The sequence below is a fragment of the Mycobacterium sp. 1245801.1 genome, from assembly GCF_001673055.1.
Classification (GTDB): domain Bacteria; phylum Actinomycetota; class Actinomycetes; order Mycobacteriales; family Mycobacteriaceae; genus Mycobacterium; species Mycobacterium europaeum_A.
The window spans coordinates 1-1,653 of the sequence record NZ_LZKY01000036.1 but is presented as its reverse complement, the minus strand read 5'-3'; the positions used below and the strand labels follow the sequence as shown (position 1 = coordinate 1,653).

Below are 1,653 nucleotides of genomic sequence, written 5' to 3'. Positions count from 1 at the left end.
CGAGTTTGACGCCGCAGTTGCTGCAAACGGTGCGCCTGGCCAGTGAGCCGACCGATCGGCTGGGCGGGTATTTCCGCGCGCTGGATCTAGCTGCCGGTCAAACGGACAGGCCGGTCGAGCATGAGGAGATCTGGGCTGAGCCGGCGCCCGCTGACAAGGGTTGGTGGTGGCCGCATCGCCCGCGCGCCGAATTCCCCGACTTGGTTGATTTGCCGGACTTGCCGGACCGGTTGGAGATGCCCAGGGTCGTTCACACCATTTGGCTGGGCGGTCCGGTGACCGATGGCAGGGATGTTACCAACGCGCTTCGAACGAATCTGCAGGCGCTTAGCGCGCGGGCGCAACCGCACGGGTTGCAGGTGGTGTTGTGGAGCGACGTGACGCGCGCTCAGTTCAAACGCGAGGTTGGCGCTGTTGCGGAGATGCGCAAGTGGGCTCAGCAGCATCGGGTCATCGTGCTCAATGTGGACGAGGTGTTTCATGCCGGTGAGCCGATGCGCCTTGCCGGGGAGTATCGCATGGAGACGGCTAAAGGAACCGCCGCCGGCTACGGCTCGGCCAGCGACATCTTGCGTCTGGAAGTTTTGCACCGTTTCGGCGGGATTTACACCGACGGCGACAATCCCGCTCGTGACCTGCATGGGTTGCGGGATCTGTTGCAAGCGCCGGGTTTCGCCATACACGACGTGCAGGATCCATCAATGGTGAATTCCGCTTTTGTCTCGGCGCGTAACCACCCCGTCATTGATCTTTACCTGAAAACGCTTGAGTCCAACTACGGCCTGCGACAAGACGAATTGGACCCGGACGAGTGGCGCTTGCCGAACACCCGACAGATCCAATCCGCCTTATATGTCCGGAGCGCGAGTGGCCACGTGCGTCGTCGGTCGGTCATGGAGCGCACCGGCCCGTACGCGTTCAAAACGGCCATGGAAGGTGCTGGGTTTGTTGGCCCCGCGCTCAAGTTGATTCCGCGTGTCCGCTGGACGCAGTTGGATGTCGGGAGCGCTAACTCGTGGGCAAGCAGCGAGCCGCGGCCATCTACGCCCGAGCAGACCGTTGATGTGTTGCAACACGCCGTTACCGGGCTGATCCGCGATTTGGGTAACCGGCGCGGCGATTTGAATCTTCTGGCCGTGGCGCCGCTGATCGAGGGGCTGCCGGATCCGGCTGCGGGTTGGGAGGCGGTGGTGCGCTATATCCAGAGCGTGCCGCAGCTGCGGTTGCAGGTCCAAACGGTGACTTCGTCGTATCTGGAGATGGCGGGCAGGCGTATTGAGCATCGGGAGCTGCCGCTGCCCTCATCGGTGCTGGAGATGTTCGGCTTTCCTGCGGATGGAGGCGTGCAGAAGCTGCCCGGGGTGTGGCGCCGGGCGGCGTTCGGAGCGCAGGTCCAATCACCTTCCTGGTCCTACCTGAGTGTCGATGTTGACCCGGGGCGGCGCGACCTGGAATCGGCGATGCCGGACATGGGGGCGCTGGCCGATCATCTGCGCAACCTCGCACACAGCGGCCGCCAGGTCGAGGTGTGGATCGAGGGCGCCGACCCCCAAAGGGCCACCTTGGTGCGCGAGCACCTGGGTGGGCTGCTTGATGCGTCGGCGATAAGCGTCCAGGAACCGTCCCGCGCAGAAGGTGATCCCAGCGCCGCCC

The 1,653-nt window shown here is 64.1% G+C and carries 1 protein-coding gene; it reads left to right on the top strand.

Features of this window, described 5'->3' with window-relative positions; all coding sequences use genetic code 11:
* Positions 1–1,653, top strand: a 1,653-nt coding sequence (locus A5622_RS02190; protein ID WP_156752809.1) for a glycosyltransferase, incomplete at both ends; no start/stop codon positions are given.